General features: G+C 52.0%; 6 protein-coding genes. 2 read left to right on the top strand and 4 right to left on the bottom strand.

Annotated elements, in window-relative coordinates:
- Positions 1-56: 56 nt before the first annotated feature.
- The 4 genes from K5D32_RS13080 to K5D32_RS13065 all read right to left on the bottom strand — a co-directional run bounded on the left by K5D32_RS13080 (position 57) and on the right by K5D32_RS13065 (position 3,658).
- Entirely contained in the window at positions 57-233 is a 177-nt protein-coding gene (locus K5D32_RS13080) for a DUF2188 domain-containing protein (RefSeq protein ID WP_221600562.1), read from the bottom strand.
- 203 nt (positions 234-436) lie between these two features.
- On the bottom strand, positions 437-1,744 hold the full coding sequence (locus K5D32_RS13075) for an adenylate/guanylate cyclase domain-containing protein (RefSeq protein WP_260407374.1): 1,308 nt from the start codon (positions 1,742-1,744) through the stop codon (positions 437-439).
- Positions 1,741-2,307, bottom strand: coding sequence for a Pycsar system effector family protein (locus K5D32_RS13070; RefSeq protein WP_221600560.1), 567 nt, complete (start codon positions 2,305-2,307; stop codon positions 1,741-1,743). Before K5D32_RS13070 ends, K5D32_RS13075 begins: the two co-directional genes overlap by 4 nt.
- Positions 2,308-3,127: 820 nt before the next feature.
- On the bottom strand, positions 3,128-3,658 hold the full coding sequence (locus K5D32_RS13065; RefSeq protein WP_221600558.1) for a hypothetical protein: 531 nt from the start codon (positions 3,656-3,658) through the stop codon (positions 3,128-3,130).
- Between the two features lie 285 nt (positions 3,659-3,943).
- On the opposite strand from K5D32_RS13065, the gene K5D32_RS13060 reads away from it, so the two are divergent.
- Both K5D32_RS13060 and K5D32_RS13055 read left to right on the top strand, forming a co-directional pair.
- Positions 3,944-5,620: a sensor domain-containing diguanylate cyclase gene (locus K5D32_RS13060; RefSeq protein ID WP_221600556.1), complete on the top strand. Its 1,677-nt coding sequence runs from the start codon at positions 3,944-3,946 to the stop codon at positions 5,618-5,620.
- Between the two features lie 160 nt (positions 5,621-5,780).
- Positions 5,781-7,694 (top strand): methyl-accepting chemotaxis protein, encoded by a 1,914-nt coding sequence (locus K5D32_RS13055; protein WP_221600553.1) that lies wholly within the window; start codon positions 5,781-5,783, stop codon positions 7,692-7,694.
- The last annotated feature ends 46 nt before the right edge of the window (positions 7,695-7,740 follow it).

The raw sequence follows: 7,740 nt of genomic DNA, 5'->3' as shown, positions 1-7,740 counted from the left end.
ACTGCTTACCCGCATCGCCTAGCTGAGCGCGCCACCCATATTGAGTTTGGTGGGGTTTATGGAGCGCTTACAGTTATTCCACCACCGCCTTGGTTTTTGAGCATTCCTCGTGCGGCCTGCTGAGTCTCAGCCTGGGTGTCGTGAACGCTTGATGCTCGGTCAGAATTGTTGCGCTTGTTCTCCCTCTTTCCGTCCGGGCGCTGGGAAATGGTGCGGTCCTGAGGTTCGCTCATAATGAAGCTCCTATGATGGAGTTTCCATATATAGACCTAAAAGTGGCCTTTTGCTTGCTCGGTAAGCTGGCTTCTAGCCTTAGCAGGATTGCCAGTAAAAGCGAGAAGATGAAGGCAATCAAACTTTAGCTCCTGAAAAAAGCGCTTGAATTATCATTCGCTCTGAAGAATTACCCGCAACTGCAAGTGAGGCAGCACTGACGCTACTTCCGATCGCCGATATAAATTGCATAGCGCTGCTCGGGATAGAGCGCTACCCCATCGACCTCAACTGAGACAAACATATAATGAAGACCAGTGTACGAAGTGCCTTCCCAATGATGGGAAAAATACCAACCTTGTTCATTTCGACGAGCTGGAACTAGAGTACTATGATTGCCATTAGCTTTTTCCAATGAAGCTTCACTTCCGTAGTTTTCAACCCTGAATTTTACTTGGATATCCGAACTACCCCCTTCATACATAAATCGCGCCTTGAAATCTATCCCCTGATTCTTAGCAACACTTCTCGAACAGTTATAATAAATATCTCCCGAAGGCTGTAGGGATTTCTTTTTGATAGTGGTGGAGATTTTTATAGGGTACGTGTCATTATGAATAGGTAATAAACTATAGTAAACATTCTGCTTAAGAACGTATTGGCCATATGAGACTTCGTCGCCACTTAAGTCTAAGTAGCTTGGCACAACATTAGGCTCTGATATTTGCAAATCCCCCTTACCAATAGTTTTCACACTTAAGACATGATCATGAAGACCCAATAACTCAACAAGAGATTGCCCAAGCATAACATTATTTAAAGGCGCGCTTTGCTGAAGCTTGGCAGCAATATCTACATGAAAGGAAGTAGCGGTAACTTCTGAGGCTCCAGTATATCCATACATCGCCCATAATACTGACTCTTCGCTTCCGTAATCCACGCCTACCCGGATACCCAGATCACTAAGTAAACCATTATCCTGCAGCGCAGGAATAACTTTTCCTTGAACAAACTCCACCAATAAGCTTGCACAGTTTACTGCATCTATAGCACTATTCCTCGCGTTGTCGCCACCGCCACGGAAAAAGGCCAGCACCGCATCTCCCATGATCCGGTGCACGTGTCCGTCCATAGCTAAGATGCATTCAATAGCACACTTTATTACCTGATTCTTGATGGTATAGACAAGGCTGGGAGGATAACAGACACCAAGTCGGGTAGACCCTTGGATATCCACAAATAGAGTTGTAACGTAGCCTTGAGCACTGCTTCCCTTTTCTAAGTGATCAAAGTCTGGATGTCCGCCAATTTTCGGTTCATTTGACCCTTCTTTCCCAAAGTACTGACGTATCTGTTGTTGAATCTTATACTCCTGAACATGGCTGGCTAAGGCTTCAGTTCCAGCATAGTCCTCTAAACTCACGGATTCAAAGCGCTGCGATTCCATAACAGCATCGAATGCTTGAGCGGATTTTATCAAAGTGGACGGTAGCTTGAAATCGCCAAAAATCTCCCCAATTTTTGACATCATTTAGCTCCTTGGACAATCATCAAACCCAATAAAACAATCAACCCATAGAGACTATGCTTGGAGCAGCTAGCAGCATGAGAAACCCTGCGAAACTTATCCGAAGTCACCACGGCTACTTCGTGAACCTGTATCGCTAAATCACGCTCCAATTCTGAATACTTAATTTCGTCGACTCTCTTTGCATATTCATGGGCCTTAAATCTTTTAGCCACAGATCCAAAAAAAAGAATTGAAGGGCTTTCTGAGTTTTCAGTCGAAGGCGGTGCGGTGCTGGCACTGGTCATGTTGGGCCATATAGTTCGTATTACGGCCAAACAACCGAGGAAGGATGCAGCAGCGATATAAATCAAGGCCATTATAACCCAGCATTCAGTATAATCATGAGCAATAAAGTCTTTAGACTTTAAAATCACTCCGCCGATTACCGCAATATTGAAGGTCATCAACAAGCCGCATTTGAAGTTTACCGTGCCGATATAGCTATCGTATCGCTTTAAAGCGTCGGACAAACACGAAATTTTTATTTTCTGTTCATCAGAAACTTTTCCATAATCTTCAGACATAAAACTCACATCCCTTTGGCTGGTGAATGTATCAATGTAGCAAAATGCCAGCTTTATCGCCAAGATAATCTTGTTGGAAAAAAATCAGTCAAAAAGCACTTATCCCCCTCCAGCTGACGGGGTTTTTGTATTTTTTATGCAAATCCGGATGTAGTGTAAAGGGTCCTCTAGGCCGAGCGGGCCTTGGGCCTCTGTAGGGCATGCGCAATTGCACCAGAGTGTAAAGGGATTGCGAGGAAATGAACCGACTCTCGAGATCAGATCTGGGCTGTTTCGCGCGCGAGCGGCGTTGCAGGTGGAGGCTTTTCGGGCCAACAAAAATGCTACCTAGCTGCGATCAATAGCCCTGACGATACCTTGCTACCGGGTCGGCAAAGAACGCAGAAAGCGGCACCAATGGCTGAGTTTGGCCAAGAGCTTACAAACCGATCCCTGACTTGGAGAGCTGATAGTGAGCGCTCCACCGGAGGAGCGCTGCTGCTTTCAAAAGTAGTTACCGAATGGCTTGGTGGCTAGCCTCTCCATCGGGGAGCCGACGGTGAAAGGCAGTTTCGACCGTCGCAGCTCCGCGTGTTTGAGCTCGACGCGCCTGCTTTTCTTTACCAAAAAGCATATTAATCAATAGGTTGCATTTCTCCGACAGACTTTATTCAGTAAGTCGATCGACAAAACCTCAACAATTGGTGCTGCGACAGACTTTATTTCTGATTAGGATGCGGGCTAGCCCTGAAATTACTGGGCTCGATCCGACAGACTTTATTCAGTAGGATCAGGTGGTGGTTTTAGAGAATTAAAACTGTCCCGGAGCCGGTGAGATCAGTCACTCCCGGCTCCTGCTACTCCTTTTGAAAAAACTCGCAATACGGTCCCACCAACCGATTTTCCTCGAAGCAGGTTCTGGGTTTTCCGCAACTGTTGTTAATGGTGCAATCTCCGCAACCTCAGCTGGTACTGTTACCTTTTTTGTTCTTTGGCGTATTTGCGCATCACTCCATGAGTATGTGTAATTAGATTCAGGAACGAAATCGACCCCGCCAATAGAAGGCATGGTGAAAGCGTAATGGCTCTTGTAGCTGTCATAGAAGCCGGCAGCCCCGTTGGCGTTAATGTGGACTTGACCATTTATGAGCGGAATATAGGCGCCACCCTGACCGTACTCGGCGACAGTCCAATGAGACAGCTCAGGGATAGTCATTGGGTCAGGGTCTTCTGGAGCATACTTGCTCTCGGTACTCTTCATGACCTTCGCCATCAGGGCTCGGGATTCCTCCAACGAATGAGGCGGTGGCTGTTTTTCAAGCTCTTGATAAAACAGCTTGAGACGCTGGCCTTTTTTTAGGTTTTCGGTCATTTATGTTCTCAAAATACGAGTTGGTACCAATGTGGACTTTCCATTGCGCCCAGAGCTTTACCGAGAGTTATCGACTGATCATCTTTACCCGCAGTGTTGGCCTGGCTGCCCGTCAGGTCGCTGACGTCGTCAATGATCTCATGGTTGTGCCTTATCCTCCCCTGCAGGTCCCTGGGTCATAGTTGCATCTGGATAGAGTCATCCCTCAGGCCGCATTTTTTCCTTGCTCTTGTCCCGTCATATTCGGCATAAAGTGCCACTATCCTCACAATCAGATGCCCACTCATGATCAAAGCCAGTCTCCGTAGCCACCTGACCTTATGGTGTGCGGGCTTGTCGTTGTTTACGCTCTTGAGTGTCGGCTTCTATGTTGGGCATATCGCGACTGAACAGATGAAGCAGGCGAGTGCCAATACGTCATTGAGTACCGCCAAGTCGGCCGCCGCATTGCTGGGTGCGCAGCTCTATGAGCGGCAACTGGAGATGCACCTGCTCAGTCAGGAAAGCCATGTGATGAGCGGCAATCTGGACGACCCGGCGATCCTTCGGTCGATGGAGCTGCGCAGCCAGTCCCATTCCGAATACGCCTGGATGGGAGTTGCCGACAGGGACGGGCGTGTGCGGCAGGCGGTGAATGGCCTGCTGGTCAATCAATCGGTCAAGGAACGCCCGTGGTTCAAGGCCGGTTTGCAAGGCTCCTACACCGGCGATCCTCATGAGGCAGTCCTGCTGGCCAAGTTGTTGCCCAATCCCAGTGGCGAACCTGTACGTTTCATTGATTTTGCAACGCCCATCCGCAATGCCGAGGGCACTGTCATTGGCGTGCTGAGTGCGCATGCTCACTGGAGCTGGATGGCCAGGATTGTTGAAGCGGCCGTTCTGCGTGAAGGCATGCTGGCCAATACCGAAGTGCTGATCGTCGATCAGGCGGGCGATGTTCTTTATCCACAGCAACGTGTGGGTGAAAAACATCCAGAGTTGCTTCAGTCACCACCGCCGGGGTGGTTCGTGGGCGATGGTTTTCTGAGCAGCGTTGTGAAAGTGCCGACCCCTACGATTTCAGGGCTGGCCTGGTACGTCGCGGTTCGCCAGCCACTTGATCAGGCGCTGCAACCTGCGCATAGCCTCTTTTACCGTTTGCTGGGGCTGGGCGTCATTGCTGCCATCGCATTTGGTCTGGCGGCCTACTATCTGGCGCTGTACCTCAGCCGTCCAATCGAGCAACTGGCAAGGTCCGCCCGGCAGGTACAGGACCAGCAGCCACATGTGAGCTTCCCGCTGAGCCACCCTGTATTGGAAATCGCTCAGCTCGGCCAGTCGATACAGAACATGACGCAATCGCTACTGGGCAAGGAACGCGAACTGCATGATGCCAACAGCTCACTGGAAGTGACGGTTGCACAACGCACTGCTGCCCTCACCGAAGCCAATGCCGAATTGCTGAAACTGGCGACTCACGATGCGCTGACGGGTGTGTATAACCGACGCATGTTCGATGAAAAGCTGAACGAGTGCAGCCAGCACTTCGAGCGGACGGGATGCCCATTCGCCTTGCTGTTCATCGATGCTGACCACTTCAAGCGCATCAATGACACTTATGGCCATGCCATCGGTGATGAAGTCCTGTACCAACTGGCTCAGCTCATTGAGAAGAACACTCGCTCTTCAGACTTCGTTGCCCGCTATGGCGGCGAAGAGTTTGCGGTGCTGTTGCCGCAGTTCGATAACCTGGAAAGCCCGCAGATTGTGGCCGAGAAGATCCGCGCTGCTATCGCCAACGCAGACTTTGCCTTGGTTGGGCAGGTCACCGTCAGCATCGGTATAGGCCTGTCCGAAGCCACCGATGCCAACACGACTGCGCTTATCAAGCGTGCCGACCAGCAGCTCTACCATGCAAAACTGGCGGGCCGAAACCGGGTTGTCCGCAATGCCAGCATGAATGACGTGCAGATATCCACATAGTGTCAGCCGGTGAATTCACACCGGCTTGTGGTGCTTTGCCTGTACTCGGGTAGATGGTTGTTCAGTTTTATCTTGTGCGACCGATACACTGCCTTGCCGACTGTCATTTGAAGGTAATAAAGCCTTCAAATGCTGACTTTGTTGGCGTGGAGGCGGGGCAATGTTTGCAGCGGTCAACGGGGTTCTGGAAAACATCAGCGTCAGGTCAAAACTGACGCTGGGCTTTGGCATGGTGCTGGTACTGACGATATTGATTGCCCTGACGGGCTGGTCGGGAATCACGTCGTTAAGTGAGCGCAGTGACAGAATTCTGGACATTGCCAAGCTGAACGAGCTGGCCAGGGACATGCGTATTGCTCGCCTGTCTTACACCATCACGTTCGATGCCGAGCACGCGGCATCGGTGGTGAAGATACTGGACAGTCTGGATAGCCACCTCGTCAAAAGCCGCTCGGCCTTCAATTCGCCACTCAACGTTCCACATATCGAGTCGGCCACTGCGGCGGTGAAACGCTATCGGGCGCACTTCAACGATTTCACCCAGGCCATTCAGGCCCGTGAGGCGACCCGGTCGGTTTTTGGCAATCACTCCGATGCAGCTCTGGCCGAACTGGCAAAGCTTGAAGGCAGCACGGCTTCCGGCGATCAGGCGCTACGCGATGCTGTGGATAAACAGCTGAGGCTGGTTCAACAGGCGCGTTTTCAATTGCGTGGTTACACCTACAGCCTGAGAGCTGACCTTGAACAACCCGCCAAAGAGGCCATTGATCAGGCGAGCGCCTACGCGAAGACACTTGGGGCGCTTCTGCCAAGTACCCAGAGCGATAGTGTGCAGCGACTTCAGACTGAGCTGACGGCTTACCGCTCGGTTGTCGGGCTGTTCAGTGACGCCCAGGCCTCGGCTAACAAGGCGCAACAGTTACTCAATGACGACATCAAGGCTTTGTTCGAGGCGAGCAACCAGTTGGCGAAAAACCAGTCGGACCAGCGTGCTGCCGATGTGCTGAGTGCGCGTAATGTGTTGGGCAGTGCTGCGTTGGGTGCCTTGCTGCTGGGCATTCTGGCAGCCTGGGTCATCACGAAATTGATCGTTGTTCCGCTGATGGAAACCCTGCGCAGTGCTGAACTTGTTGCCAATGGCGACTTGAGCAACGACCTGAAAGTGGTGCGTCGCGACGAACTGGGACTGTTGCAGAGCAGCATGCAACGCATGACGCTTAATCTGCGTGAACTGATCGGCGGCCTGCGTGATGGCGTGGTCCAGATCGCCAGTGCTGCCGAAGAGCTGTCGGCGGTGACCGAACAGACCAGCTCTGGGGTCAACAGCCAGAAAGTCGAAACCGATCAGGTGGCGACGGCCATGAACGAAATGACCGCTACCGTTCAGGAAGTGGCACGCAATGCCGAACAAGCCTCCGATGCAGCCGTCAACGCTACACGTGAAGCCCGTGAAGGTGATGCCGTCGTAGGGCAAGCCATCGCCCAGATCGAGCGACTGGCCAGCGAAGTCGGGAACTCCACTTCGGCCATGACCAGCCTCAAACAGGAAAGCGACAAGATTGGCACCGTGCTCGATGTCATCAAGTCCGTGGCGCAACAGACCAACCTGCTGGCACTCAACGCGGCCATTGAAGCAGCGCGTGCCGGTGAAGCCGGTCGGGGCTTTGCGGTGGTGGCCGATGAAGTGCGCAGCCTGGCGCAACGCACTCAGGCGTCGACCGAAGAAATCGAACAATTGATCATCGGGCTGCAAGGCGGCACGCAGCAGGTCTCCAATATTCTAGAAAACAGCCGCTCGCTGACAGACAGCAGCGTCGATCTGGCTCGCCGCGCTGGCGTTTCTCTGGGCAGCATTACCCGTTCGGTGTCGGCCATTGAATCCATGAACCACCAGATTGCGGCCGCCGCCGAGCAACAGAGTGCGGTCGCTGAAGAGATCAACCGCAGCGTGATCAATGTGCGTGAAATCTCCGAGCAGACTTCGGCGGCCAGCGAAGAAACGGCTGCCTCCAGCGTCGAACTGGCACGCCTTGGTGGTTATCTGCAAACACTGGTGCGCAAGTTCAAACTGTAATCCGGATCACCTGTGGATAACCCGCCTGTGGGTAACTTTCATCCTC

The sequence above is a fragment of the Pseudomonas cichorii genome, from assembly GCF_019719005.1.
In the GTDB taxonomy this organism is placed as follows: Bacteria; Pseudomonadota; Gammaproteobacteria; order Pseudomonadales; family Pseudomonadaceae; genus Aquipseudomonas; species Aquipseudomonas cichorii_E.
The sequence above is the reverse complement of the archived record's forward strand: the minus strand, read 5'-3'. Positions and strand labels throughout refer to the sequence as shown.

Bases quoted from the DNA above. Each gene is read 5' to 3' on its own strand.
- K5D32_RS13080 (WP_221600562.1), bottom strand. From the start codon at position 233: ATGAGCGAACCTCAGGACCGCACCATTTCCCAGCGCCCGGACGGAAAG.
- K5D32_RS13075 (WP_260407374.1), bottom strand. From the start codon at position 1,744: ATGATGTCAAAAATTGGGGAGATTTTTGGCGATTTCAAGCTACCGTCC.
- K5D32_RS13070 (WP_221600560.1), bottom strand. From the start codon at position 2,307: ATGTCTGAAGATTATGGAAAAGTTTCTGATGAACAGAAAATAAAAATT.
- K5D32_RS13065 (WP_221600558.1), bottom strand. From the start codon at position 3,658: ATGACCGAAAACCTAAAAAAAGGCCAGCGTCTCAAGCTGTTTTATCAA.
- K5D32_RS13060 (WP_221600556.1), top strand. From the start codon at position 3,944: ATGATCAAAGCCAGTCTCCGTAGCCACCTGACCTTATGGTGTGCGGGC.
- K5D32_RS13055 (WP_221600553.1), top strand. From the start codon at position 5,781: ATGTTTGCAGCGGTCAACGGGGTTCTGGAAAACATCAGCGTCAGGTCA.